Below are 24466 nucleotides of genomic sequence, written 5' to 3' on the forward strand. Positions count from 1 at the left end.
AGGACACTCCCTCGTAACCGGACTCCGCCAGCACCTCCAGTACGACAGCAGTGATCCGCTGGTCCAGAGCCGCATCACGAGGACGGCCGCGCGCCGCCCCCTCGACACCATTTCGATACGTCACGACCCGTATCGTAATGCACGCGGGTCAGAACTCCATCAAGCAACGTCTGCGGTCAGTACATCCAGCCGGGCCGGCGGCCGTGGGTCAGAAGGGGACGCCGCAGCTCAGGATACGTTGGCGTACGGGTGCGCCTCGCCCGTGCGGACGACCAGCTCACAGGCCCGGCCCAGCTCCTTGAGCCGCTCGTGGGGCACGTACGCCAGGCCGGGAAGCCGTTCGCGCAGGAGGGCGTCGCACGCGCGGTTGGCCTCGCGGACCTCCTCGGCGGCCGTGGCGCCCTCCACGACGATCTCGGCGAGCAGGCCGTCCAGCACGGTGCCGAACGCGGGGACGCCGGGCAGGAAGGCCAGGTCCACGATCTCGGCGTCGCGCCGCAATGGCATGCCGCTGTCGCAGACCAGTACCCGGTCGGTGTGCCCGAGCCGCGCCAGGGCCCCCGCCAGCGCGCCGTTGAGGATGCCGCCGCGCTTCACGGGGCGCTCCACTCTCTCCGCATGACCCGACCGTACGCGGCCGGACCCGGGCGGCGGAGGAGCGACACCTCGGCGAATAGTACATTTGTACATGTACTGATGTACTACTTCGGGAGAAAACCGATGATGTACCTGTTCCTCGCCCTGGCGATCGGGGCCGAGGTGCTGGGGACGACCCTGCTCAAGAGCACCGAGGGGTTCACCCGGCTGTGGCCGACGCTGGCCTGCCTGGCCTGTTACGGCGCGGCCTTCCTGCTCCTCGCCCAGGCCCTGGAGCGCGGCATGCAGGTGGGCGTCGCCTACGCCGTCTGGGCCGGACTGGGCACGACGCTGATCGTCGTCATCGGGATGCTGTTCCTGGGCGAGCCGCTCACCGCGGCGAAGGTCGCGGGCGTGGCCCTGGTCGTGGCGGGAGTCGTCACGCTCAACCTCGCGGGCGCGCATTGACCGCGCGGCGCGACCCGGTGGAGCGCCGGCGCCGCATGGTCGAGGCCGCCTGCGAGCTGATCCCCGAGGTGGGCGTGAACCGCCTGACGCACCGGCTCGTCGCCGCGCGGGCCGGCGTCCCGCTGGGGGCGACCACGTACTACTTCGCCTCCCTCGGCGACCTGGTCGCCGCCGCGCTCACGCACGCAGCCGAGGCCACCGAGGAGGTGCTGCGCGTCTGGGGGGAGGAGCTGCGGCGCAGCGCGGACGTGCCCGCCACCCTCGCCGCGCTGACGGCCGACTACCTGCGTGAGCGCGACCGGATGATGACCTGGAACGAGCTCTACGCCGCGGCCGCCCACCGGCCCGAGCTGCGGCCCCTGGCCAGGCTGTGGATCGACGGTCTGACCGCCGTCCTGGCCGCCCGCGCGGACGCGCGGGCGGCGCGGGCCGCCGCGATGTTCGTCGACGGGGCCCTGCTGCACTGCCTCATCGACGACGAGCCCCTCGACTCCGGCTGGCTGGAGCGGTCGCTGGCTGCCCTGCTGGGCATGAGCCCCGGCTGACCGCCGGCCCGCCGGAGCCGGCCCTACGGCCGGGGCAGGACGAGACGGACCGGGCCGAGGAGGCCCGTGACGCGCTGGCCGGGGAAGACGAAGTGGGTGGGGCTCACCGCGTCGAGGTGCGGGGCGAGCGTGCCGTACACCTCCACCTCCACCGTGTTGTCGCCGGGCCGCAGCGCCGCGCCGACGTCGAACCGGTACGGCGAGCAGACCCTGACCCCGCACGGGCGGCCGTTGACCCGGACCTCGGCCGTGCCGCGCACCCGGCCCAGGTCGAGGACCGCCGAGCCCGGCGACCCCGCGACGGGCACGGTCCGCAGGTAACGGACGCCGCCGCTGTACTCCGGCAGGCCCGTCCGCTCCCAGTCGCCCAGCTCGATCGGCCCCGGCCCGGCGTCGAACTCGATCGGCCCGGTCAGGATCGCCCCGCCGGCGTGCCCGGCCTCGGTCTCCACCCGTAGCGTCGCCACGCGCGGCCCGGCCCGGCCGTCGAGGGGCACCGACAGGCGCCCTGTGCCCTCCGCCACGGCGTCGCCGTCCACGTGGAGGACGGCCTTGCCGCGCAGCGGCACCCGGAGGGCGGTGGCGCCCGGCGGCACCCCGAACCGCAGCCACTCCACCCGGCCCTCCGTCCCCTCCTCGGCCAGCACGGCGGGGACCACCACGGAGGCGCCGGGAGCCGCCGACAGCCAGGAGGTGTCCGGCAGCGGGTGGGGGCGGCGGGGAAGGTGCAGCGCGGCCGGGTCCAGGTACTGGGACCGGCGGACGCGCGCCGGAGCCCGGACGCCGTCCCGGACCGCCTCCCAGCCGGGGCCCGACATGGCGCAGCCGTCCACCAGGACCGGCTCGGAGCCGTCGCCGATCCGGACCGTCACCTCGTTCACGCCCGGCCGCAGCGCCCGCGCGGCGTCGTAGCGGCGCACCCGCGGCTTGCGGAAGTCCGCGTACGGGTCGAAGCCGCCCTGCCGGCCCAGCTCGACGCCGTTGACGAGGACCCGGCAGGCCGCCGTCGACGCCACCTGGAGCACCGTCCCGCGCGGGGTGAACGTCGCGGTCAGCTCCGCGGGCCCCTCCGGTCCGGCGATCCACTCCGGCCGCAGGTACGCCTCCGGGTCCGTCACCACGGCGAGGTGGGCGCGCAGCGGCGCGCCGTCGTCCTCAGGGTCCAGCCGCAGGTCGAGGACGTACGTGCCGGGGGAGAGCGGGTCGCGGGCCAGGGCCAGGTAGCCGCGGTCGTCCAGGGCCACCGGGGTGCCGTCGATCCACGCCGCCTTGGCGGCCGGCGCGCCCACCGCCAGGAACGCGCCCTGACGATCCCCGGACGCCGGGACGGTCAGCTCGCACCGGAACCAGGCGGCCCGACCCGCCCCCACCCGGCCGAAGTCCAGGAACTCCTCCGGCACGTGTCCCTTGGGGCCGAGCGTGGCCCGGTGGATCGGGTCCTTGCGGATCCCGCGCGACACCGAGAACACCGCGGGCCGCCAGCCGTCCCCGTCCCCGGGAACGGACAGGTCCACGGGAACGGACAGGTCCACGGGAACGGACGGCGAGGAGGAGGCGGGGACGACGCGCCAGGCGCCGTGCGGGCCGAACGTGGCGTACGCGGGCCGCCACGCCTCCTCACCGTCGAGGCGGTGCTCCACCTCCCACCGCCGCAGCACCGGCCCGTCGTGACCGAGGTCGCCCCAGGTGTCGTCCAGCGTGGGCACCGGCTCCATCTCCCAGCCGGAGCCCAGGTCCACCTCCACCGTCCCGGCCGGGGCCGCGGGGGCGGTGGGAGCCACGTCCTGGCCCGTGAACACCAGCAGCGCCGCCGGCCCCGCGTCGAACGGCACCACCACCTCCACGTGCTCCCCGTCCACCTCGTACGGCAGCGCGCGCACCCCGCCCGTGAACGGGTCCACCAGCAGCGGCGTCCCCGCGACGCCCCGCACCCGGACCGGTGTCTCCGTCGCGTACCGGGCGGGGTCGAAGTCGATCGTGGCCGAGTCCCAGCCCTGGTCGATGCCCCGCGCGTCGGGGCGGTCCACCGCGACGCGGCTGGCCATGGGGAAGGCCGCCTGCAGGAAGACGAGCGTCGCCCCGTCCACCTCCCGCACCAGCGGCGGCGCGGGAGCCTCCACCCGGCGCAGCGGCGACAGCAGCGGCCCCAGCTCGTCCACCGACGGCGCGAAGCGGACGAGCTCGCGCAGCGGCCCCTCGGGGAGCGTCTCCACGGCCACGACCAGGCCGCCCCGCTCCGCGAACGTGACGAGCGCCCGCTCGGTGTCCGGCTCCAGGACCGCGCAGGCGGGAAGGACGACGGCCGCGTACGACTCCCCGGCCACCTCCAGCCGCGCCCCGCCCGGCTCCCGTCCCTGGCCCTGTCCCTGATCGGGGGCGGGCCGGGCGGTGGCGCGCTGGAGCGAGTCGTCGTCGATGACGTCCGCGTCCAGCCCCAGCCCGTCCAGCACGCCCGGCAGCATCCGGAACCACGCCATGTCGCCGACGAGCCGCCGGTACACCTCCTGCGCCCGCTCCGCCTCGGGACCGGCCCCGTCGAGACGGGTGCCGGCCTGGGCCGTGGCCGTCGGCAGCAGCACCGCCACCTCGCACGCGTGCCGCCCCAGCGACAGCGCCGCGCACAGCCGCGTGACGGCGTCGGCGAAGACGCGGTGGTGCCGCCAGTACGGCTGCCGCCAGTCCGTGGCCGGCGGCGCCCACTCCCACCAGCCGCCCTTGGTCGTGTAGTAGACGGCGTGCGGGTTGTACAGGGTGGCGCCGGCGCGCAGCCACGGCAGCAGCCAGTCGAAGGTCTCCTCCAGCGTGCCGCCCCAGCCGCTGGAGTGGAACGCCTCGATCCACGTGCGGGGCCGTCCGTACAGGTGGGCGAGCGAGGAGTGGATCCGCGCGTCCCCGTGGTGGTCGGAGCCGGGCGCGCCGAACCAGCGGTGCGTGCGCGCGTAGTCCGCGTACAGGCTCACCCCCTCCACGGGGTGCCCGGCGCGGGCCGGGTCCTGCTGGTCGCAGCCGCTGATCAGGCCGTGCCGCTCGTGCCAGGCGGCGAGCGGCCGGAAGAACGCCTCCTCGGCCAGCTCGGCCCGGGTCCGGTGGTAGTCGCGCCGCACGAGACCCGGATCGACGCCGCCGGCGCCGTCCGCACCCTCCGCACCCTCCGCGCCGTCCTGCCACAGCAGCGGCAGGTACGGCGTGACGTCGTAGCCGCGCCGCCGGGCGAACTCCTCGGCGAACCCGTCCGACCAGGTGGGGATGGACGGCAGCTCGTCCTGGAACGAGCCCACGATCACGCCCCCCAGCCGGTGACCGAGCCGCCGCTCGAACTCGCCGTGGACCCGGTCGATCAGCGTCGCGCACGCCTCCCGCGACAGGTAGTCGAAGCCGCGGGTCGTCACCGAGCCGTCCGCGGCGAGCCACCGCCCCGCGAAGCGCGGCTCCTCGTCCACCAGCCGCGCCTGGAGGTCCGCGCCGGAGAAGCCGAGCTGGTCGTAGAACCACAGGGAGACGCCCAGCTCCTCGGCGTCGTCGCACACCTGCTCCAGCAGCTCCCACCACGGCTCGGAGAAGAACGGCGGGTCGTCGGCGTCGGAGCCGAACATCGGCCCGGACGGCGCCAGGTTGAGGATGACCAGGTTCCACACGCCGCCCTCGGCGAAGCGTTCGAGCTGCCGGCGCAGCCGGTCACGGCGGAGCGGCTCGCCGCTCCACCACCAGATCGCCGCGGGGGAGTAGGCCCGCGGCGGCTCGGCCAGGACCCGCGCCAGCTCCGGCGGGAGCGACGACGCGAGCGCCGGCGGAGGGGACGAGAGGGGGGACGGGTGGATCATGACGCCTCCGGAGCGGGTGTGGTTGCCACATCGAGGGAGCGGGTCAGCTGGCCGAGGTCCTGCAGCGCCCCGGGTCCGGCGCCGGCGTCCACGATGACGTGGTCGAACGCCTGGAGTCCCGCCACCCGGTACAGCGCGGTCCTGGCCAGCTTGGTGTGGTCGATCAGCAGCACGCTGCGGGTGGCCGAGGCCAGCATGGCGCGTTTGACCGGCACGATGTGCTGCTCCTGGTGGTAGGCGTAGCCGCCGGTCACCGCCGAGGTCGACACGAAGCACAGGTCGGCCTGGAGGGAGGCGATGGCCTCGGTGCAGGAGACGCCGAGGAAGGAGTTGTGCAGCGCGTCGTAGTCGCCGCCGAGCGCGATGAGCCGGATCCCGGGCATGCCGGCGACCAGCTCGATCGTGGTGAGGAAGTTGGTGACGACGGTCAGCGGCGCGAGCGGCTCCAGCCGCCGGGCGAGGGCGAGACTGGTGGTGGAGTCGTCCAGCATGACGGCCATGCCCGGCTCGACCAGCTCCGCCGCCCGCGCGGCGACGGCGTCCTTCTCGACGCGCATCGAGCGCTCGCGGAAGCCGACGTTGCTCTCGAACACGCTGGACGGCTGCGCGGTCACACCGCCGCGCAGCTTGCGGACCAGGCCCCGGCGTTCCAACTCGTTCAGGTCCCGGTGGATCGTCATCACGCTGACCTGGAACCGCTCGGCCAGCTCGGCGGCCGTGATGTCGCCGCGGGCGAGGATCTGCTCGGCGATCGCCTCCTGCCGCCAAGCAGGTCCCCGCCGCGTGCCGCCGGTCTCGTCCGTCATCCCTTGAGCCCGCCCGCGAAACCCTTGATGATGTGCCGCTGGAACACGAAGTACAGGGCGAGGATCGGGGCCACGGCGATGGCCAGGCCGGCGAAGATGATCCCCCAGTCGGAGGAGTACTCCCCGACGAAGGAGAAGACGGCCACGGGCACCGTCTGCTGGGCCGTGCCGGAGACGTACAGCATGGGCGTGAGGAAGTCGTTCCAGATGAACAGCGCGTTCAGGATGATCACGGTGCCGGTCACCGGGCGCAGCATCGGGAAGATGACCCGCCGGAACGCCTGGAAGGCCGTGGCGCCGTCGACGTACGCCGCCTCCTCGTACGCCCGGGGCAGCGCCCGCAGGAAGCCGCTGTAGAGGAACACCGTCAGCGGCAGCTCGTGCCCGGTGTAGAAGACGATCAGCGACGTGTACGTCCTGAGCAGCCCGGCATCGCGCATGAGCTGGTACAGCGGGATCATGCCGAGCTGCAGGGGGATGACCAGCCCGAGCACGAACAGCAGGAACACGCCGTAGCCCAGCCCGCGCTTCCACCGCGCCAGCGCGAACGACGCCAGCGACCCGGTCAGCACCAGCAGCATCACGCTCAGCGAGGTGACGACGGTGCTGTTGACCAGCGCCTTGCCCATCTCGGCCGACGACCACGCCTCGGCCAGGTTGCCCCAGTACACCGGCGACGGCGGCGCGAGCACGCTGGACGCCACGTCCTGCGGCCGCTTGAGCGCCACCATGACCAGCACGTACAGCGGGAAGACGAACGCGACGGCGCAGCCCGCCATCAGCACTTCCATCAGCATCCCCCGCCTGCCGGTCCGCCCGTCGCGGGTGGACCGGTGGGCCTGCGGGCGGCTCACGGCTCCACCTCCAGCCGGCGCAGCACCTTGAGCTGGAGGAAGCTGATGAAGGCCACGATCATCGTCAGGACGAGCGCGAGCGCGGTGCCGTAGCTGTAGTCGTTGAGCACGAAGGCCTGCTTGTACATGTTGAGGGAGAGGGTCTCGGTGGCGTAGCCGGGACCGCCGCCGGTCATGGCGAACACCTGGTCGAACAGCTTCAACCCGGTGATCATGGTGAGGACGAGGGTGATCGTGGTGGCCGGCGCCAGCAGGGGCCGGGTCACGAACCAGAACCGCTGCCAGCGGCCGGCCCCGTCGAGCGCCGCCGCCTCGTACAGCTCCTTCGGCACGCCCTGGAGCCCGGCCAGGAAGATGACCATCGACAGGCCGGCGTGCTGCCACACGATCGCGACCACGACCGACCACAGGGCCAGCGACTCGTCGCCGAGCCAGCTCTGCTGCAACCCGTCGAGGCCGAACGCGGCCAGCAGCCCGTCGAGCGGCCCGCCGGGGGAGTAGACGTACTTCCACAGCACGCCGATCACCAGGGGCGGCAGCACGGCGGGGGCGAAGAAGAGCGTCCGCAGCAGGTTGCGCCCGCGGATGCCGGTGTCGAGCGCCAGCGCGAGGGCCAGGCCGATCACGTTCTGCACGACCATGAGGGCGACGGCCAGCAGCAGCGTGTTGCCCAGCGACCCGATGGCCTCGGCGTCGCCGAACAGGCGGCCGAAGTTGGCCAGGCCCACCCCGTTCACCTGGGAGCCGAGGCCGCTCCAGTCGGTGAACGCGTACACGGCGCCGGCCACGCTCGGATAGAGGACGACGAGGGTGTAGAAGAACAGCGCGGGGACGACGAACATCCACCACCGCCGGGGCCCCCGCCGCCCGGTGCGGGCGGCGGAGGCGTGCCGGCTGCGCGCCGGAGGGCGGGACAGCTCCAGCGTCATGAGCTCTTCTTCTGGTACGACTCGTCCATCTTCTTCAGCGCGTCCGCGACGGTCGTCGAGCCGGAGAACAACTGCTGGCCGACCGTGAGCAGCGTCTGCTGCACGACGGCGTTGGGCCAGGTGTGGTTGGCGAACGGCACGTTGCGCCCGTCCTTCAGGTACGGCAGGAGCGGCGCGAGCGTGGGGCTGACCTTGTCGGTGGGCACCCCGTCGAGGCCGGGCACGCCCTTGGCCGCCGCGCAGAACGACGCGATGTTCGCCGGCTGCGCCAGGAAGTCGAGGAACTTGCGCGCCTCGGCGGCCCGCTCGCTCTTGGCGTTGACGCCGAACAGGTGGCTGGGCGAGGCGGGGATCATCGTCTTGCCGGCGTCGTCGCCGCCCGGCGCCGCGAAGACCCCGAACTCGGCCTCGCCGCCCGCCGCGTAGCCGGCCATGAGGGAGAACGTGCTGGTGACCAGGTTGACCATGGCGGCCTGGCCGGAGGCGACCGCCTTCATCGACTGGTCGAGCGAGACGCCCAGGGGCTTGTCGTTGAAGTAACCGCGCTTGTTCAGCTCCAGGATCTTCTCCAGCGCCTCCTTCCAGCCGGCCGAGTCCGCGAAGGTGGTGGCGCCGGAGGCGAGCTTGGCGTCGAAGCCGGGGTCGGCCGCGTAGACGGTCGTGGCGGCCAGCGCGTACGCCGTGAACTGGATGGTGGTGGCGTCGGCCATGCCGAGCGCGATGGGCGTCCTGCCCGCCTTCTTGATCTTCTCGCAGACGTCCAGCAGCTCGCTCCACGTGGTGGGCGGCTCCAGGCCCAGCTCGGTGAAGATCTTCTTGTTGTAGAAGGTGCCGATGATGGCGCGGTTGGTGGTCAGCGCGTACGTCTTGCCGTCCACCTGGCACAGCGGCTTGAAGCCGGCCGGCATCGAGGCGGCCCAGGATGCTGACGACAGGTCGGCGAGGAAGCCCTGCGGGGCGAGGAGCTTGACGGCGGTCGGCTCGCCGCTGCCCGGGCCGACGCGGAACAGGTCGGGCGCGGTGTTCGAGGTGAGCCGGGTCCGGATCTGCGAGCCGAGCTGGTCGGTGGCCATGTAGGTGGGCTCGAACGTGATGCCGCTCTGCTTGGCGTAGGCGGCGATGATCGGCGAGAGGGGGGCACGCTGCTCGTTGGTGGCGCCGAGCGTCAGCTTGCCGGTGTCCTCACCGCCGCCGACGAAGCCGCAGGAGGTCAGGAGCCCGCCGGACGCCAGGGCGCCCGCGCCGAGCATCCCGATGCGCAGGAAGTCGCGCCGGGTGGAAGTGGTCATGAAGGTCTCCGGGGGGGTGTCCGAAAATCGGAGGGAGATTGCGCCGTTAACGCGGCATTAACACTGACATGTGATAGATCACGGTGTCTAGTGTTAGAAGTCGCGGAGCCATAACGTCCAACAGCGGCATGTGGTGCGAGAACGTATGGCCGGAGCCGTGTGTCGTGACTGTTATTTTTCACACGACGTTTGATATGTCGCCGGCTCAGGCGGGCTGGTCCCAGATGCTCGGCGCCCCCGGCACCTCGTCCAGACGCGAGGTCACCGGCCCCTCCAGTGCCGCCAGCGCGCTGTCCAGGTCCTCGGTCGCGATGACCACCTTCACACCGCCGAAGGCCGTGTAGGCCAGGTCGATGTTGACGTTCGCGCTCGCGAGTTGCCGGGTCAGCTCGCCCAGCGTGCCGGGCCGGTCCTCGATGTTGACCACCAGCACGGACCGCTCGTCGGCGATCCCCATGCCGGCGCCCTCCAGCGTCCGCCGGCAGCGCGCCGCGTCAGGATCGGCGACCAGCACGTGCACCACGCCCTTGCCCTCGCCCGTGAACGCGGCCATGCCCTCGATGTTCACGCCGGCCTCGCCGGTGAGCTCCCCCAGGCGGGCCAGCTCCCCTGGCCGATCGTTCAGAATCACGGTGAGGTTGGTCGGCATGACCCTTCAATCTTCGCACCAGGGTATGAACCACACCGTCAGGGGGGTCCCTCCTCGGCCGCCGCCTCCACCGGCGCGTGCAGCCGCACCCGGGCCGGATGCCGGTACGCCGCCGACGCGGAGCCCCGCACGACGTGCGCCGCCGCGTCGCCACCGGGCGGCGTGCGCGGGGTGAAGGGCGGCCCGTTGGGCGTGCGCGGCCGTACCCGGTCGGCCCGGAACGTCCGCCAGTCGTCCCGCTCCCCGTCCCAGGCCAGCAGGTACCAGCGCCGCCCGGCGTACTTCGAGCGGCCGGGGCACGACGGTGAGCCGGCGTACGTGGAGTTCCGGGTGGGCGACTACCGGCACGAGCTGGGCATCGTCCGCGGCGCGTACGCCCCGCACGGCGTCGGCGCCGCCCCGGCCGGTGCCGTCCTGTACTGGGCGGTGGACGACCTGGACGCCACCCTCGACCGGCTGCTCGCCATGGGCGCCGAGGAGCACCAGGGCATCGTGGACCGCGGGGGCGACGGGTTCGTGACGGCGTCCGTGGTGGACCCGTTCGGCAACGTCCTCGGCATCATGACCAACCCCCACTACCTGGAGGTTCTCGGCTCGGCCCGCCCGTCCTGACCTTGCTGCGGCGTGCCTCCGGCGCGCCGCCCCGACGCGGCCTAACCTGCGGGAATGGGGCGGGGAAGAGCAGTGGTCGGCGCGACGGCGGCGGTGCTGCTGTGCGGGTGCGGCGGCGCGCCCACGGGCGGCCCGCGCCTGCCGGCGGCGTACGTGCAGGGGACGCCGGGGGCGACGCTGTCCGCCGCGCCCCCTGCCCAGGCGCCGCCCGCCCTCACCCCGGCCGCCGTGGGCGCCGCCGTGGCGCGGCTCGACGGGATCGTGCGTGACGTCATGGGCACGACGGGCGTGCCCGGCATGGCCGTCGCCGTCGTGTACCGCGACCGGGTCGCGTACCTGAAGGGGTTCGGGGTGCGGCGGGCGGGCAGCCCCGGCCCGGTCGGCCCGGACACGGTCTTCCAGCTCGCCTCCGTGTCCAAGCCGCTCGCCACCACCGTCGTCGCCCGGGTGGTCGGCCGGGGCACCGCCGGGCCGGGCGCGGTCGGCTGGGACGATCCGGTCGTCCGGCACGACCCCGGGTTCGCGCTCAAGGACCCATGGGTGACGCGGCACGTGACGCTCGCCGACCTGTTCTCGCACCGCAGCGGCCTTCCCGACCATGCGGGCGACCTGCTGGAGGACCTCGGCTACGGCCGCCGCCACATCCTGCGGCACCTGCGCGACGAGCCCCTCGGCCCGTTCCGCGCCCGGTACGCCTACACCAACTTCGGCTTCACCGAGGCGGCGCTCGCCGTGGCCAGGTCCGCCGGGCTCAGCTGGGCGAAGCTGTCGCGGACCCTCCTGTACGAGCCCCTGGGCATGCGCTCCACCAGCTCCCTCTTCTCCGCGTACGCCAAGGCCCGCGACCGGGCCGTGGGGCACGTCCGGGTGGACGGGCACTGGGAGGCGCGCCACACCCGCGACGCCCAGGCCCAGTCACCCGCCGGCGGCGCCAGCTCCACGGCCCGTGACCTCACCGCGTGGCTGCGTCTCCAGCTCGGCGGCGGCGTGTACGCGGGCAAGCGGCTCATCCAGGCGTCCGCGCTCGACCGGACGTACCTGCCGCACATCGTCTCGGCCCAGCCCGCCGCCCCGTACGGCGTGCCCGGCTTCTACGGGCTCGGCTGGAACGTCGGCTACGACGACCTCGGCCGGCTGCGGCTCGGCCACTCAGGCGGGTTCGAGCTGGGCGCGGCCACGAACGTGACCATGCTGCCGTCCGAAGGGCTCGGCGTCGTGGTGCTCACCAACGCCCAGCCCGTCGGCGCCGCCGAGGCCGTGGCGCTGACGTTCCTCGACGTCGCCGGGCACGGCAGGCAGACCGTGGACTGGCTGCGCCTGGTCGGGGACGCGCTCGCCCGGACGGCCCGCGAGGCGCGGCCGGCGACCGACTACGGCAGGCCGCCCGCGGACGCCGCCCCCGCCAGGCCGGCGAGCTCCTACACCGGCGTGTACGCCAACGGCCACTACGGCCCGCTGACCGTCACCGAGGAGGGCGGCGGGCTGGTCATGCGGCTCGGGCCCGAGCCCCTCCGGCTGCCGCTGCGCCACTACGCGGGCGACACCTTCGCCTACCTGACCACCGGGGAGAACGCCGTGGGCCTGGCCGGCGTCCGCTTCGCGGCGGGCGCCGGCGGCCGGGCCGTCAAGGTCACCGTGGAGAACCTCGACCACACCGGTCTGGGCACCTTCCCCCGAACCCCCTCCTGAGCCACGGCCTAGGATGGGGCGGTCCCGGCCCAGCGGGTTCGCCGGGGAGACGTCGCCCGAGGGGGTCGTATGCCGGAGCCGTTGACGATCGCGGTCGCCCAGCCGCTGTCCGCCGCGCACGACGTGGCCGCCAACGCCGCCGAGCACGCGCGGGCCGTGCGGTCGGCCGCCGCGCGGGTCGTCGTGTTCCCCGAGCTGTCGCTCACGGGGTACGAGCTGGACGCCGAGACCGTGGAGCCGGGTGACGCCCGGCTGGCGCCGCTCGTGGCGGCGTGCGCCGAGACCGGGGCCGTCGCGCTGGCCGGCGCGCCCGTGGCCGGGGACCGGGGTCCGCACATCGCGATGCTGGCCGTCGACGGGGCCGGCGTCACCGTCGCGTACCGCAAGATGTGGCTCGGCGACGAGGAGGCGCTGCGGTTCGCGCCCGGTTCGGAGCCGGGGGTGCTGGAGGTGGACGGGTGGCGGCTCGGCCTGGCCGTCTGCAAGGACACCGGCGTGCCCGAGCACGCGGCGGCGACGGCCGCCCTCGGCGTGGACGCCTACGTGGCCGGGACCGTCAAGCACGCCGCCGAGGCGGAGCTCCAGACCGGACGCGCCCGGCGCATCGCCGCCGGGCAGGGGCTCTGGGTCGCGGTGGCGAGCTTCGCCGGGCCGACGGGGGGCGGGTTCACCGAGACGGCGGGCCGCTCCGGATTCTGGGCGCCCGGCGGCGGGCTCGTCGCCCAGGCCGGTCCGGAGACCGGCGCGGTCCTCACCACGAAACTGACCTGATGCCCGGGGCCGCGGCGGGCACCCGAGCCGCCGTGGACCGTGCCGCAGGCCGTGCGTCGGCACGCCGGCCATGGCGGTGTCGTCCTCGACGAGGAGCACCCTCATGCGGGCCGGCCTGGAACCCTCGCCATGGCGGCGCGGCGGTCAGGCGTCCGCCGCCAGGACGGCCGTGCCGGCCCGCGTCTCGGCGACCAGGAAGTCCACCACATCCTCCATCCGCCCCCGCCGGGTGAGCACCGCACGCTGGCGCGCGGCCGAGCTGCCGCGCGCCAGCGCCTCCCGCGCCAGTCCCGACACCAGCTCCCAGTCACCCGCGTCCTCCAGGTACGGGCGCAGGTCGTCCACCAGGCGCAGCACCACCTCCCCGGCCGGCCGGGGCGTGCCCTCGACCGGGTCCACCAGCTCGCCCTCCAGGCCCGAGCGCGCCGCCTGCCACGTCGCCGCCCGCACCGGCTCCAGCTGCACCTCGCCTCCCGGGTCACGCCGGGCGGCCTCCAGCTCCCGCGCCACCAGCGCCCGGAACAGCCCCGCGATCAGCACGATGTCGTCCACCCGCGGGCACGCGTCGCAGACCCGCAGCTCCACGGTCGGCACGTGCGCCGAAGGCCGGACGTCGAAGTAGATCATCCCCGGGTCGCTGATCACCCCGGACCGCACCAGATCCTCCACCATCCCCTCGTACTCGGCGGCGGAGCCGTACCGGCTCATCGGCCCCGCGGTGGGCCAGCGCTGCCACACCATCGTGCGGTAGCTTGCGTACCCCGTGTCCGCCCCCAGCCAGTACGGCGAGCTGCAGCTGAGCGCGAGCAGTGCCGGCAGCCACGGCGTCACCAGGTGCGACACCAGCACGGCGAGGTCCCGGTCGGTCACCTCGGCGTGCACCTGCGTGCCGCAGATGAGCTGCTCCCGGGTGAGGAGCTGGTAGTCGTCGAGCATCTGCTCGTAACGGGGATCGGGGGAGACCTTCATCCGCTCCGCGTCGCCCAGCGGCACGCTGCCCGCCGCCACGATGCCCAGACCCAGCTCGCCGGCGACGCCTGTCAGCGTCGAGCGCAGCTCGATCAGGTCCCGCGCCAGATCCTCAAGACTCGTGAACGGCTTGCTGTTGGCCTCCACGGCCGACCGTTGCAACTCCCGCGTGAACCGGTCCTCCGGCAACCGCTCCAGCAGGGCACCCGACCGGGAGACCAGGTGCCGGGTGCCGGAGTCGACGATGTGGAACTCCTCCTCGACTCCGACGGCGATCTCACGCGTGGAACTCGTCATGGGGCCACTCCCGGGGATGGTCGGCGTGTCATTGCGCCGGTCATCTCCCCGAAAACACGGCTTTCGCACCTCGCCCTGGTGCGCGCCCCCTCTCGCGCCGGCGCCTCAGGCCGGCGTGAGCGGACCGCGGCGCTCGCGCGCCGTGAGATGGTCGTCCAGCCCGGCGGCGGCGAGCAGCCGCTCGGCCGACGGGGACAGATGAGCGAGGCTGAGGGTGCCACCCCTGCTCTGCATCGATCGTTTGAGCGCCATCAGCACGCGCAGCCCGGAGCAGTCGATGAACGACACCTGGCTGAGATCCACCTCCAGCGCGGACACGGACGGGGGTTCGATCATGGTGCTCAGACTCGTCTTCAGGAGCTCGGCGGTGGCGAGGTCGATCTCACCCCGCAGGTGCGCGACGGTGCGCCTTGCCTGGGTTTCCACGGTGACGTTCAGCGACTCCATCGCATCCTCCAGATGGATCGGCCGGCGCGGACTCACAAAAGCCGCGTTGCACCGCAGGCCACCACATTCGTCTCCCAGCTGTCGCCCTCGGATCCGTAAAATTCGCGCCTCCGTTGGCCGACGGTCCGCACGAAGCCCCGTGGCGGCCGGTGAAACCGAGGCCCGCCGGAAGCCGTTCCCGGAGACGCCCGCCGGGGACCGGCCACATCGCGGCCGAACGGTGTCAAGACCCGAGATGGCCTACGCTGGGCCCGGGGCGGTCGGGAGGAGGGGCGCGCATGGGCGGGCTGTCGGAGGAGGATCGGCGGGCTCTGGAGCGGCTGCGCCGAGCGGCGGCCGAGCAGCCCGGCGCCGGTGCGGAGCCGGCCGACGCCCAGACGGAGCCGGCCGAGACGGATCGTGCCGGCGGCGGCTCGTCCGAAGGCGAGGGGCCGCGGCCGTCCGGGTTCCTGATCGGGATCGACCCTCGCGGGCGGCCCTACCCGCCCCGGCGTGTCCGCCCCCAGCACGAGCCCCCGGCCTGACGGAGCCCCGCCCGGCTACCGGGCCCGCTCCATGTCGTCCGTGAGCCACGGGGGCGGACCCGACTCCACCAGGGTGTCGTCCCCGAGTCCCGCGGCGACCATGACCTCCTCCACCGTCGTCCGCTTGACCGTGCCGCGCGTGACCCACGGCAGCCACGTCTGCTCGGCGGGCTCCCGGTCCGGGTAGATCCAGTGGCTGAGCACCTCCTGCCGGCCGTGCTCGTCGCGGGTGCCGAGGCTGATCATCACGTGGTTGCTGTGGTCCATGAACACGATGTGGCCCTCCGGGACCGCCGGGCCGCCGCTCTCGTACCGGGTGAGCGGGCCGGGGGACATGTGCCACTTGACCACCGCCATGCCCGCCGCGATGACGTCCAGCTCGCCGTTGCCCGGCTGCGCCGCGGCGGCGACCGCCGCGGCCCCCATGTCGTCGGCGATCCGCCGCAGCGCCGACTTGCTGATCACGCCGGCCTTGTACGCGCTGAACAGCACGGACTCCCAGCAGTTCATCGTGTCGGCGGGCCCGGGCTCGGGGCCCGTGCCGTTCACCCAGCGGGCGTAGTGGTTCGGGTGGCCCCAGACGGTGGTCTCCTTGATCCGGCCGCCCGCGGCGACGTCCGACTGGCTGCCGCCGCGCCAGGTCACCTCGTCGACCATGACCAGCGCGGCCCGGGTCACCGCCTCGACCACCTGCCGCCGCGTCCAGCCGGCGGGAAGGCGCGCCGCGGGCGGCAGCTCCCCGGCGTGCTCATCCAGGTACCGGTCGATCCTCCCGGCCAGGTCGTCGTCGCCCGCCTCACGCAGCGCCAGGGGCCCCTTCTCCGCCACGTCGGCCAGCTCCCTCAGCATGATCTCCCCGGGGCCCGCGGCCAGCACCTTGAAGTGCGTGTCGTTGGGGAACACCACCGAGGTCCCGGCGAACCACGGCGGCAGCCGCCTGCCGCCGGCCGAGTCGATGCCGATCTCCACGTTGCCGTCCGGCAGCCGCGCCCTGTCGTCCACGGCGACGACGAACGCCGGCTCGCGCACCACCGCCCCCTCCTCGTACACGGCGAGCTGCGCCATGTCGCCCGGCAGCACGCGCACCCGGGTGAACACCGGCCCCGCGAACACCGGCAGCGCGTTCACCGCCGAGCGCAGGCAGCGCAGCAGCGGCGCGAGCTCCGCCACGCGCTCCGACCAGCCGAACCTCAGGGGGCCGTTGACGAACCGCTCGTCATGGCCGAGGAACGCCAGCAGCGCCACCTGGTCCTCGACGGGCATCGCGGCGCGCACCGGCGCCCAGGCGCGCAGCTCCTCCTCGCCGGCCCGCGCCCACGCCTCGGCGAGGCCGCGCTCCCACTGCTCGAACCCCTCCTCGCCGAACAACGTCCTGAGGGCCCGCCGGTCCTCGGCTGTGCTGCGGAAGCGGGGGCCGAGGTCGTCCAGCACGCCGGCCTCCCGCATGGCCGCCTCCGCCCGCGCCGCGGGACCGGCCGGCGCCGGGGCCCGCGGGTCGGGAGCGGCGTTGATGAGCCGGTCGATACGGTTCCCGTCCTCGGCGTTCCCGTCCTCGGCGTTCCCGCCTGAGGCGTGCCCGTTGCCCGGCTCTCCCGGCGTGGCCGCGCGGGCGGGCGACGGCCCCGCGGGACGGACGCCCGTCTGCCCGCTGTGCGACCGCGCGAGCCGTCCCAGCAGGGCCACGGCGTCCCCGCGTTCCTGCTCGGACGAGAACGGCAGCAGGCCGCCCACGTCCAGGGCGGTCCGGGCCACCAGGTGGACGTCGCCCTTGTTCACCTGGCGGCCCAGCGTCCTCGCGGTGAAGTCGCGCAGCCGGTCCGCGTCGGGCGTCTCGCCGGGGAACGCCAGGCGGCTGAGGGCGGCCAGGGACAGCAGGTCGGCGCGGCGGAAGGAGTACTCCGGGCCGGTGTCGTAGAGCCGCTGCGCGGCGCGCACGAGCGCGTCGGTGAAGTCCAGGTGCTCCGGCGTGTACTGCCCGGCGTCGTCGAGCGTGTCCCGGTGGACGGCGTGCGCCCGGTCCAGCAGCCGCACGTGGTCCAGCGCCGAGCGGCCCGCCGGAACGGGGAACCGTCGCAGCAGCTCGGCGACGTGGGGCGGGAGGTTCCAGCCGGGCACGTAGGGCGGCCTGCGCCACTCCTCGGCGGGCCGACCGGGGGAGAGCGCCCCCAGGTGGGGGTAGGCGTCGCCGGCCGCCCGCAGCGCCGCCAGCGCGGCCAGGTGGTCCCGGCGCAGCCCGACCAGCTCCGGGACGGCGTCGCCCCGCGCGTCCAGCAGGACGTTGCCGTCCGCCCAGAACAGCCGGGCCCCGTCCATGATGTTGCGGTTGGCGAACACCGGCGGAGAGCCGACGTGGGTTCTCACGGTGCCGTCCTTGACGTAGTCGTCGGACAGGCCGGCCAGGCGGTGGCCGAGCTCGTGGGCGATGACGACCTGCGGCATCGTCGTCCGCCAGCTCAGCTCCGTGATCGGCGCCTCCCGGCGTCTCGCGCTCTGCCTGACCTGGTCGACCGGGGTGGTGATCGCCTCGCCCGCGTGGTGCCAGACGCCGGGGTCGGCCAGCTCGCCGAGCCGGTGGTCGGTCCCGGAGTGCAGGCGCACGACCTGGTCGTCCCCGGCGGAGTCCGGCGCCTGCTCGAACTCCACCCGCAGGTGGAACAGCGCCTCCGGCTCACCGTGGGACGGCGGCAGCCTGTACTGGTGGTTGTACCACCGGTCGGCCGCCTCCAGCAGGTTCGCGTGGAAGGTGGCGATCTCCTCGGCGCTCACCCCCGGGTCGGCCCGGTAGCGGATCCGCATGGTGTACTCGAAGATCGGCCAGGTCCTGCCCCGCCAGTCCACGGCGAACGTGCGGACCTCGGCGGCCGTGGCCCTCGGGTTGAGCACATGCGGCTGCAGCGGCCAAGGGCGCACCTGCTGACGCAGTCCCTCCCACTGGTCGGCGTGCGGCGTCTCCCTGGGGTCGAGCGCCGTGCCGTACAGCGCGCCGAGCACGGAGGGCGCGTCCATGTTGAGCGAGGGCCGGCGGGTGGCGTGGTCGAGGTCCTCCGGGCGGACGACCCTGAGGTCGGCGCGTGCCGGGTGGGCGGGACCGGGTGAGTCCTCGGTGAGCTCCGAGGCGAGGAGCGGCTCGTCGAGCCGCATGTCGCCCGGGTTGTCCACGAGCGCCGCGGCGCCGTGTTCCCGCGCTCTGGCGGCGGTGAGCCAGCCGTCGCCGCGCAGGTTCAGCACGGCGGGAACCGGGCCCGCGTGGGCGCCGCGCAGGCCCGCCAGCAGGCCGGTGACCAGGCCCGCGTTCTCGTCGGCGGGCCGCGCCGGATCGGAGGGGACGCCGCCGGCCGTGGGGCGGGGGGCGAGGCCGAGCCAGAGGACCGCCGCCGCCTGTCGCCCGTCGGCGCCCGGCCGGAGCCCCTCCGCCCGCTCCAGGTAGGTGTCCAGGTTGGCCAGGCCGTGCTGCCGGCGTGGCACGTACGCCTCGACCCGCTGGGCGGTGTCGGTGTCGCCGACGGCGACGACGACGTGCCCGGCCTCCCCCCGGGCCGAGGGGAGCCGCAGGTCGAGGAGGCGCAGGTCGGCGTCGCCGTCCAGGAGGCTCTCCAGCCGGCGCAGGCCGCGGTACGCGTCGCCGATCCGGTCGCGCTCGGCGTCGTCCGCGGCCTGCCAGTCCCGTTCCAGCTCGTCCAGGCGCCGGCGCAGGAGGATGCGGTTGGCCTGGTGGCGGGCGAGCGCGGGCACGCCGTTGAGCCGGCCCACCAGCTCGGGATGCTCCCGGATCAGCCGTTCCTGGGTGGCCCGGTCCCAGGACTTCCAGCCGGTGTTGACGAGGTGGGCGTCGTCCGGCTCCTTCGCGGACGCCGTGGCGTTCACCAGGTACGTCAGGGTCTGCCGGGCGGCGTCGTCGGGCCGTCCCCCTTGCGGGCCGGTCCCCGGGCCCGGGCGCGGCGATCCGGCCGGACCCGGCCGTGGTGTGCCGGTCGGGCCCGGCGGCGGGGTGAAGCGGTGCACCATGGCGGCGGCCTCGGGGGCGTTGCGGGCACGGGGGTCCGCCACCGTGTGGTCGAGGCCGAGCGCGGTCATGGCGCCGATCATGGCATCGCCGCCGATGCCGCCGCCCGCCCCGGGATGCGGATGAACGGCGGCCGCCGTTGTCCCGACACCGGCCTCCCGCGCACCGGCGACGTGCGACCCGTTCTGCTGCGACCCGGCCTCGTGCGGTGCGGCTCCGTGTGGTGCGGCCTCGTGCGGTGCGGCCGCAGGCGGTCCCGCCATGGGCGCGGGTGAGCCGTCACCCGGCCCGGGGGCGGTGGGAGGGGCCGCGTGGCCGGGGGCCGCCGCTGAGGCCGCGTGCTGGACGGGGACGCTCGCGGGCCGGTCCGCGCCCGGGGCGGCGGGCCGGTGGGAGGCCTCCGGGGCCGCGCCGTCCGCCGGGCTCGCGAAAGCCGGGCTCACGGAAGCGGCGCCCGTGGACGTGGCGCCCGCGGACGTGGCATCCGTGGAAGCGGGGCTCGCGGCGGTCGAGTCGTGACCGCTTCGCGTGCCCGCGTGCGTGCCTCCCGGATCCGGTCCCGCCCCCGGAAGGGCCGGCGTCCCCCCGGGCGGCGGCGCGTGCACCACCGGAGCGGTGTGGGGGGACGGCGGCTTGGCCGGGAACGGGTCCGCGACGCTCCCCGGCACCGGGCGGGGGATCGACGCGTTCCCGTCGAGCAGCACCGGAGCGGCCGCGCCGCCGGTGTCCGCACCGGCCGGCGGGTGACCGTTTTGTGACGGGCCGCCCGCGCCCGGGTCGCGGCCCCCTGACGACGAGCCCGGGGAGTCGGGCGGCCCGTGCGTGCCGGCGAAGGCGGCGTCGAGGAAGGGGGCGGACAGCGTGTCCAGCGGATGGACCGCTGCCCGCGCCACCGAGACGTGGAACGGCGAGACCGAGTTGACGCGCCCGGCGGCGCCCATGAACCCGCCCACGAGCTGGTCCAGGGAGAGCGTCGGCCGCTGATGGTAGACCGCGACCTGCGTCAGCAGGCTGCCGGCCGGCGAGGCCACCATGTTGTTCAGACCGGTGTTGAGCATCCGCCCGGGCAGGCGGCGCAAGGCGTTCCCGAGGCCGTGGGCGTCGCCCGCCGCCCGGTTCAGGTGGCGCACCCCCGGGAGGCGGCCGGTGAGCCCGGCGATCGGGCCGGCCAGCTTGTAGCCCACCACCGCGCCCGTGGCGGCGCCCAGCCCGGCCGCCCAGATCTGCTTCCAGTCCCATCGCAGGCGGGTGCCCATCCTCAGCTGCTGGCCCTGGGCCCACATCTCGATGAACGTCTCCTCGGCGACCTCCTCACCCACCTCCTCCAGCAGGGCCCACGACAGCAGCCGCCGCCCCGCCTGGCCGCCGGCCAGGGTGGTGGTCAGCCGGGTCACGAACCGGCGGCCGCCCGCCTCCACCAGGCCCGCCAGGATGCGGGAGACGGCGCTGTTGCCGGCCAGCCCGGCGCGCTCGACGAGGATGCGGGCGCTCCACACGTAGGCCGAGGCGAGCAGGGCGATCGAGACGGCCACGGCCGACACCCAGAACGCCACGTTGATCGAGAGCTTCGAATGCTGCGTGCTCACCGCGAACGCGTCGGCCTGCCGGGCGAAGGTGTGGGCGGTGGTCATTTTCGCCAGCGCCCCGTCCCGGTCGTCGAACAGGCCCTCCAGGCGCAGGAACGCCGGACCCTTGGCCGGCGACTCCCAGGCGTCGGAGATGGCGCGGGCCGCCTCGGACGCGGGCCCGAACGAGGACGCCAGGACGCGCACCACGTCCAGCTGGGCCTGCCGGATCCCCCACAGGCCGGATTCGCTGGCCCGCGGCCACGCCTGCCCGGCCATGAGCATGGGGACCAGCCAGTGGACCACCCAGTCGGGCAGGCCGTCGGTCTCCCAGGCGGGGCGGACATCGGACTCGGTGACCGCGCCGAAGGCGTCGCCGCCGGGCAGCCCGGTCTGCGTCTGGACGTCGGCGTCGCCGTTGTGCCTGCCGGCCATGGTGGGGGTCTCCGGGTCCGCGGTCAGGTCTCGCGGCCGAGGCCCCGCTCGACGATCTCGCCTGTCCGGTCGTCGGCGGAGCGGGAGCAGGCGATGGTGACGCGCAGCCGCGTGCCGCTCTTGCTGATCCGTCCGGCCAGGTGGGTGATCTCGTCGATCAGCTGGTCCGCGCCGCAGCCCAGGTACGCCTGCGCGAACGCCTGCCCCTCGGGGCCGTCGCCCCAGGGGGCGGCGGCGTGCAGCTCCTTGAGCCGGGTCGTCCGGTCCGGGACGGCGGCGCAGAGGTCGGTGCCCATGGCGGTCCACATGGAGACGCAGGACTCGATGGTCTCGCCCAGACACAGGTCGGCGGGGTCACTCGCGGGCACGCGTGCCGTCCTCTCCGGTCATCTGGTCGGTGAGCTGGCTTGTCAGGGCGTCGAGGTCGCCGGTGAAGTGGGCGCGCATCCGCTCCGGCGGCACCAGCGGCTCGAAGATCGCCAGGATGCGCTCCTGGGCCTGCTCCGCCGCCCGGTGGATCGTCGCGGTGATCGTGTCGGCGAGGAGGCGCGCGTCGGGCCGCCGGTAGACGCGCGGGTCGATGTCGAGGAGGACGAGCCGGCCGTGCGCGTCCACGGTGGCGGAGATCAGCCCGTCGGGTGACCTCTCCGTGACCTGGACGGCCAGCGCCCGAGCGTGCAGGTCCGGACCCTCCTCCTGGAGCCGCATGAACGTCTGCCGGAGCTCGTCGGCGTAGACCCGCGCCGCCGCCGCGTCCATCTCCCCGAAAGGCCGCACGCCATCTCCACACCCAGTCATACTGTCACGTCAGACCCAAAAGCTTACCAAGGTCACATCTGTCACAGAGGACTACTTTCCTCCCTCAGATCCGCGATCTCGTCGCGCGGCACCCAGCGCCGGTACACCCCGCGCTCCACCCGCTCCAGGCCCAGCCGCCGGGCCACGGTCGCCCGCGCGCCCGTGTACTCCAGCAGCAGCTCGTCCCCACGCCCGTCCAGCACGAGGAACGGCTCACCGCGCCACGAGCACACCGTGACGGCGAACCGGACGTCCTCGCACCGCGCCGCGGGCACCGGCAGGACGTACCGGCCGGGCGCGACCTCCTCGAAGCCCTCTGCGGGCGTGCCGGAGCGCAGCCGCAGCCACAGACCGTCGGGCCGCAGGTCGGGGCTGGCGCCGTAGTCGCCGCCCCGCCACCGCGCCCGGTACCCCGCCCAGCTCATCCGCCCCCCTCCGCGACGGTCCCCACCCCGTCGTCGCCGGGGACCAGGTGCCAGCGGCACAGGTCGCCGTCGTAGACGGCGCGCCGCCGCTCCACCCCGTCGGCCCCCAGCTCCCAGATCTCCGCGCCGTGCGGCAGGACCACCCCGTCCACCTTGTACTCCCTGATCGTCTGGTCGGGGACGGGCACCAGGCCGAGCCCGGTGAACGGCTTCTCCTCCACCACCCACCCGCCGACCGCGGCCATCCCCTCCTCGTCCACCCCGCCGTACGGGGTGCGGTAGAGGCCGAGGCCGATCGCGGACCAGCGCAGCAGGTTGACCGTGCCGTCCGCGGTGAGCGCGTCCGGCTGGAGCAGCGCGTCCGCCAGCACGGCGGGGGTGGCGATGTGGGCGACGTCCAGCGCGTGGTGGCAGTAACCGGACACGCGCGGCTCGGCGGCCCGCAGCAGCGCGTCCACGTCGGCCGGGCGCAGCGCCTTCTGCATGACCGGCGTCCCCGCCCCGGGCTCGGCGACGGCGTCCTGCTCCAGCGTCGGCACCGCCAGCCGGGCGACGGTGCCCGACTCCAGCAGGAACGACACGTCCAGCCCGGCATTGACGGCCAGGCCCCAGCGCGGGTCCGGCCACGCGGCGGCCAGCTCCACCAGCGACACCGCCCGGCAGTGCCACGCCGGCCCCGACATGGCGGCCCGCATGGCGTCCTCGGAGGTGTAGACGGCCAGCCAGGTTCGGCCGCCGTCCGACAGAGTGGGCCAGGCGTACGGCTCCCGGCCCGCGGCGGCGTCCGGCGCGACCGGCATGGCGAGGTCGGCGGCCCGCAACAGGACGAGGCAGGCGGTCAGGTCGCCCGCCTCATGCGCCGCCATCAGGCGTTCTTCGAAGGGGGTGACGGGCCGCATGAGGCGCACCAGACTACCGCTAGGGCCGCCAGATCCTCTCGTAGGCGGCCCGGTAGCCGGGCGGGTCCCAGGACGTGGCGGCGCCCACGTTGGCCGCCGTCGTCAGGTGGACGGGCGGGACGTAGCCGCTCGGCGGTGCGCCGGCGAACGCCCGGTTCAGCTCGTCGACGATCTGGTGGCCCTGCGCGCCCAGCGGCTCGGGGACGGTCGCCGCCTGGTACTGGCGGGCGCGGATCCGCTCGAAGGCCGACGGGTCGCCGTCGCCCGCGCCGATGGCGTACGGAGCGCCGCCGCCCGGCAGGCCCGCGGCGCGCAGCGCGGGCGCGGCGTCGGCGAAGTACAGGTCGTTGATGGCGGCCGAGTACGTCCACCGGTCGCCGTGGCGCGACAGCAGCGACGACGCCTCCTGCGCCGTGCGGGTGCCCGCGTCGGGCAGCGGGATGTTCTCGCGGGCGAGCAGCGTGACGCCCGAGCAGCCGAGCAGCGTCCTCTCGATCAGCCGCGCCTTGTACTCCGCGAACGGGATCGAGGAGTCGGTGAACAGCACCACCCCCGCGCCGCCGCCCGACCTCGCGATGATCCAGTACGCGCTGAGCCGGGCGACGTCCTCCACCCGGGTGGTGACGTTGGCGAACAGCCTCGGGTTCGTGCTGGGCCCGGGGGAGCGGGTCGCGTGCCAGCCGACCAGCGTGATGCCCGCCTGATCGGCCTGGCGCACCTGCTGGGCGACCGAGCCCGGGTCGAAGCCGCCGATCACGATCCCGGACGGGCGCAGCGCGATCGCCTGGCCGAAGGCGGTGCGGACACCGGCCGGCGTGCCCTGGCCGTCGATCACCCGCACCTTCCAGCCGATCGAGCGGGCCGCCGCGGTGACGGCGGAGGCCGTGCCGGCGACGCCGGGGTTGGTCATGGTGGCGGCCACGTACACGATGCTCCGGCCGGGCACGGCCCGGGGCCCGCTCGTGGGCCCGTCCCAGGGGGCGGTGCGCTCGGCGCGGGCGACGGCCTCCCGGGCCGTGGCCAGCACGCCGGGGCACGGCCGCGCCGGCCGGTCGGAGCCGGGGGCGTCGCCGGCCGCGCAGCCGCCGCTCAGCC

21 protein-coding genes and 1 pseudogene are annotated in these 24466 nt (G+C 74.6%); 6 read left to right on the top strand and 16 right to left on the bottom strand.

Annotated features, from left to right (window positions below):
• Positions 1 to 228: 228 nt before the first annotated feature.
• Positions 229 to 597: a D-ribose pyranase gene (gene rbsD / locus AB0H64_RS43800; RefSeq protein WP_357637553.1), complete on the bottom strand. Its 369-nt coding sequence runs from the start codon at positions 595 to 597 to the stop codon at positions 229 to 231.
• 123 nt (positions 598 to 720) lie between these two features.
• Between rbsD and AB0H64_RS43805 the strand changes: the two genes are divergently transcribed.
• Together AB0H64_RS43805 and AB0H64_RS43810 are read left to right on the top strand one after the other, a co-directional pair.
• Positions 721 to 1044, top strand: a complete 324-nt coding sequence (locus AB0H64_RS43805) for an SMR family transporter (RefSeq protein WP_357637555.1) — start codon at positions 721 to 723, stop codon at positions 1042 to 1044.
• The gene (locus tag AB0H64_RS43810) at positions 1041 to 1589 is read left to right on the top strand and encodes a TetR family transcriptional regulator (RefSeq protein ID WP_357637558.1); all 549 of its coding nucleotides are present in this window, start codon (positions 1041 to 1043) and stop codon (positions 1587 to 1589) included. The genes AB0H64_RS43805 and AB0H64_RS43810 overlap by 4 nt, the downstream gene beginning before the upstream one ends.
• A 23-nt stretch (positions 1590 to 1612) precedes the next feature.
• On the opposite strand, the gene AB0H64_RS43815 is transcribed toward AB0H64_RS43810, so the two are convergent.
• The 7 genes and pseudogenes from AB0H64_RS43815 to AB0H64_RS43845 all read right to left on the bottom strand — a co-directional run.
• Positions 1613 to 5410 carry a glycosyl hydrolase gene (locus AB0H64_RS43815; protein ID WP_357637560.1) on the bottom strand — a complete coding sequence of 1266 codons (3798 nt, stop codon included), beginning with the start codon at positions 5408 to 5410 and terminating at the stop codon, positions 1613 to 1615.
• Complete coding sequence (locus AB0H64_RS43820) at positions 5407 to 6216, bottom strand: DeoR/GlpR family DNA-binding transcription regulator (protein WP_357637563.1); 810 nt, start codon at positions 6214 to 6216, stop codon at positions 5407 to 5409. Before AB0H64_RS43820 ends, AB0H64_RS43815 begins: the two co-directional genes overlap by 4 nt.
• Entirely contained in the window at positions 6213 to 7070 is an 858-nt protein-coding gene (locus AB0H64_RS43825) for a carbohydrate ABC transporter permease (protein ID WP_357637566.1), read from the bottom strand. The genes AB0H64_RS43820 and AB0H64_RS43825 overlap by 4 nt, the downstream gene beginning before the upstream one ends.
• The gene (locus AB0H64_RS43830) at positions 7067 to 7999 is read right to left on the bottom strand and encodes a sugar ABC transporter permease (protein ID WP_357637569.1); all 933 of its coding nucleotides are present in this window, start codon (positions 7997 to 7999) and stop codon (positions 7067 to 7069) included. The genes AB0H64_RS43825 and AB0H64_RS43830 overlap by 4 nt, the downstream gene beginning before the upstream one ends.
• Complete coding sequence (locus AB0H64_RS43835) at positions 7996 to 9288, bottom strand: extracellular solute-binding protein (RefSeq protein ID WP_357637571.1); 1293 nt, start codon at positions 9286 to 9288, stop codon at positions 7996 to 7998. Before AB0H64_RS43835 ends, AB0H64_RS43830 begins: the two co-directional genes overlap by 4 nt.
• A 205-nt stretch (positions 9289 to 9493) precedes the next feature.
• A complete protein-coding gene (locus AB0H64_RS43840) occupies positions 9494 to 9919 on the bottom strand; it encodes a hypothetical protein (protein WP_357637574.1) in 426 nt (141 codons plus the stop codon).
• Positions 9920 to 10008: 89 nt separating this feature from the next.
• Positions 10009 to 10212, bottom strand: a pseudogene (locus tag AB0H64_RS43845) (WYL domain-containing protein); the annotation flags it as partial.
• On the opposite strand from AB0H64_RS43845, the gene AB0H64_RS43850 reads away from it, so the two are divergent.
• The 3 genes from AB0H64_RS43850 (at position 10130) to AB0H64_RS43860 (ending at position 13009) form a co-directional block, all read left to right on the top strand.
• On the top strand, positions 10130 to 10549 hold the full coding sequence (locus AB0H64_RS43850) for a VOC family protein (protein WP_357637605.1): 420 nt from the start codon (positions 10130 to 10132) through the stop codon (positions 10547 to 10549). The pseudogene AB0H64_RS43845 and the gene AB0H64_RS43850 overlap by 83 nt on opposite strands.
• Before the next feature lie 54 nt (positions 10550 to 10603).
• Positions 10604 to 12238: a serine hydrolase gene (locus AB0H64_RS43855; RefSeq protein ID WP_357637577.1), complete on the top strand. Its 1635-nt coding sequence runs from the start codon at positions 10604 to 10606 to the stop codon at positions 12236 to 12238.
• Between the two features lie 69 nt (positions 12239 to 12307).
• Positions 12308 to 13009 carry a carbon-nitrogen hydrolase family protein gene (locus AB0H64_RS43860; protein ID WP_357637579.1) on the top strand — a complete coding sequence of 234 codons (702 nt, stop codon included), beginning with the start codon at positions 12308 to 12310 and terminating at the stop codon, positions 13007 to 13009.
• Between the two features lie 144 nt (positions 13010 to 13153).
• On the opposite strand, the gene AB0H64_RS43865 is transcribed toward AB0H64_RS43860, so the two are convergent.
• Positions 13154 to 14275: a glutamate--cysteine ligase gene (locus tag AB0H64_RS43865; RefSeq protein WP_357637581.1), complete on the bottom strand. Its 1122-nt coding sequence runs from the start codon at positions 14273 to 14275 to the stop codon at positions 13154 to 13156.
• 105 nt (positions 14276 to 14380) lie between these two features.
• On the bottom strand, positions 14381 to 14722 hold the full coding sequence (locus AB0H64_RS43870) for an STAS domain-containing protein (RefSeq protein WP_357637583.1): 342 nt from the start codon (positions 14720 to 14722) through the stop codon (positions 14381 to 14383).
• Positions 14723 to 15000: 278 nt separating this feature from the next.
• Here AB0H64_RS43870 and AB0H64_RS43875 point away from each other — a divergent pair, with 278 nt between their 5' ends.
• Entirely contained in the window at positions 15001 to 15246 is a 246-nt protein-coding gene (locus tag AB0H64_RS43875; protein ID WP_357637586.1) for a hypothetical protein, read from the top strand.
• A 15-nt stretch (positions 15247 to 15261) separates the two neighbouring features.
• Here AB0H64_RS43875 and AB0H64_RS43880 read toward each other — a convergent pair whose 3' ends face one another.
• The 6 genes from AB0H64_RS43880 to AB0H64_RS43905 form a co-directional block, all read right to left on the bottom strand.
• Positions 15262 to 21249: a hypothetical protein gene (locus AB0H64_RS43880; protein ID WP_357637589.1), complete on the bottom strand. Its 5988-nt coding sequence runs from the start codon at positions 21247 to 21249 to the stop codon at positions 15262 to 15264.
• A gap of 23 nt (positions 21250 to 21272) precedes the next feature.
• On the bottom strand, positions 21273 to 21617 hold the full coding sequence (locus tag AB0H64_RS43885; RefSeq protein ID WP_357637592.1) for a hypothetical protein: 345 nt from the start codon (positions 21615 to 21617) through the stop codon (positions 21273 to 21275).
• The gene (locus tag AB0H64_RS43890; protein WP_357637595.1) at positions 21604 to 22026 is read right to left on the bottom strand and encodes a YbaB/EbfC family nucleoid-associated protein; all 423 of its coding nucleotides are present in this window, start codon (positions 22024 to 22026) and stop codon (positions 21604 to 21606) included. Before AB0H64_RS43890 ends, AB0H64_RS43885 begins: the two co-directional genes overlap by 14 nt.
• A 62-nt stretch (positions 22027 to 22088) precedes the next feature.
• Positions 22089 to 22472: a hypothetical protein gene (locus AB0H64_RS43895; protein WP_357637597.1), complete on the bottom strand. Its 384-nt coding sequence runs from the start codon at positions 22470 to 22472 to the stop codon at positions 22089 to 22091.
• Positions 22469 to 23338: an SseB family protein gene (locus tag AB0H64_RS43900; protein ID WP_357637599.1), complete on the bottom strand. Its 870-nt coding sequence runs from the start codon at positions 23336 to 23338 to the stop codon at positions 22469 to 22471. Before AB0H64_RS43900 ends, AB0H64_RS43895 begins: the two co-directional genes overlap by 4 nt.
• Before the next feature lie 52 nt (positions 23339 to 23390).
• The coding region (locus tag AB0H64_RS43905; protein ID WP_357637602.1) for a substrate-binding domain-containing protein at positions 23391 to 24466 on the bottom strand (1076 nt) is incomplete at its 5' end.

It is taken from the genome of Nonomuraea sp. NPDC050733 (genome assembly GCF_040654215.1).
In the GTDB taxonomy this organism is placed as follows: domain Bacteria; phylum Actinomycetota; class Actinomycetes; order Streptosporangiales; family Streptosporangiaceae; genus Nonomuraea.